This is a genomic window from Natronospira elongata, from assembly GCF_034931365.1.
GTDB lineage: Bacteria > Pseudomonadota > Gammaproteobacteria > Natronospirales > Natronospiraceae > Natronospira > Natronospira elongata.
Genome location: NZ_JAYGII010000092.1, coordinates 1 through 1,418, shown reverse-complemented (window position 1 = coordinate 1,418; position 1,418 = coordinate 1). Strand labels below are relative to the sequence as shown.

Here is a 1,418-nt window from a genome sequence, read left to right as displayed (position 1 = left end):
CAACCTCAAGAACGTCATGTGCCGCAGCCTGATCAGCGTGGACTGGCAAGGCTATGTCTATGACTGCGACTTCAACCAGATGCTGGATATGGGCCTGGGGGGCCGGCGCAGGCATCTGTCCGAACTGCTGGACGAGGACCTGAGCGGCCAGGCCATTCGCGTGGCCGGGCACTGCTATGGCTGTACCGCCGGCCAGGGCTCAAGCTGTGGTGGTGCCTTGAGCGAGAGCGATACAGACGCCAGCAGCGACGACGGCGGACTGGCGCGGGAGGCCTGAACCCCCTTACCATGGTGGCCCGCCAACTGGAGGAGCCACCATGTTCAAGGCATCGCCCGATAGTATCCGTCGCTGGCTTCCACGAGTGAGCTGGCTGCTGCTCTTTCTGGGGCTGACCGCTCTGTTGCTCCTGGCCCTGGCCGGCCCCGCCTACCGCATGGGACTGCTGGAGCTGGGTGGTGCCTTCGGTCTCTTTCGATACGCTGCCTTCATCGGCCTGTTTACGGCGCTCATGGCCCTGGCGCCGCTGGGCCTCGCCCTCTACCTGGGCAGTGTCCGTCGTGCCGCTGTCCTGAGCCTTGTGGCACTGCTGGCCGGCGCGCTGAGCGTGGCTATCCCTTATGGCTGGCGAGCCCAGGCCCAGTCCGTGCCCCCCATTCACGACATCAGCACCGACACTGATGCTCCACCGGCCTTCCGCGAGATCGCCCCCCTGCGCGCGGATGCACCCAATCCGGTGGAATACGCGGGCGAGGAAACCGCCGAGCAGCAGCGGGAGGCCTATCCCGACCTGGAAACCCTGCGACTGTCCGTGGATGCTGAGACCGCCCTGGATGCCTCGGTCACGGTAGCGCAGACCATGGGCTGGGAGCTGGTGGCCGTGAACGCGGCGGACGGTCGGCTGGAAGCCACAGCCACCACCCGCTGGTTCGGTTTCAAGGACGATGTGGTCATCCGCATTCGAGAGAGCGGCGAAGGCAGCGAACTGGATATTCGCTCAAAATCCCGGGTAGGCCGCTCGGATGTGGGCACCAATGCAGCACGCATCCGCGAGTTCCGGGAGCGGCTGCTGGATAGGCTGGGCGAGAACGACTGACAAGAGCCCCTCCTGCGCTGGGGGGCCTCGTGCCCCTCATTCTCTGCCTTCGATCTGCCCCGCCATTTGCCCTCCATTGATTCATTTTGATATTATTGGAAACATGAAAATAACAGACGCCACCGAAGCCCTGTCCGCCCTGGCCCAGCCCAGCCGCCTGAGCGTTTTCCGCTGGCTGGTGCGTCAATACCCGGCCCGGGTGGCGGCGGGTGACATCGGGCAGGCGCTGGATATCGCTCCGGCCACCCTCTCCTTTCACCTGGCCACCCTGGAACGGGCTGGCCTCCTCCAGCACCAGCGCGAGGGTCGCAGCCGTCTGTACCA

The 1,418-nt window shown here is 65.2% G+C and carries 3 protein-coding genes; all 3 read left to right on the top strand.

What is annotated here, in order from left to right:
• On the top strand, nt 1-277 hold a 277-nt coding region (locus VCB98_RS13870; protein ID WP_346053546.1), incomplete at its 5' end, for a DUF3641 domain-containing protein.
• A gap of 40 nt (nt 278-317) precedes the next feature.
• Nucleotides 318-1,094 (top strand): DUF1499 domain-containing protein, encoded by a 777-nt coding sequence (locus VCB98_RS13865; protein ID WP_346053544.1) that lies wholly within the window; start codon nt 318-320, stop codon nt 1,092-1,094.
• Nucleotides 1,095-1,197: 103 nt separating this feature from the next.
• The coding region (locus VCB98_RS13860; protein WP_346053542.1) for an ArsR/SmtB family transcription factor at nt 1,198-1,418 on the top strand (221 nt) is incomplete at its 3' end.

Excerpts from the sequence above, each read along its gene's own strand:
- VCB98_RS13865 (WP_346053544.1), top strand. The coding sequence starts at position 318 with ATGTTCAAGGCATCGCCCGATAGTATCCGTCGCTGGCTTCCACGAGTG.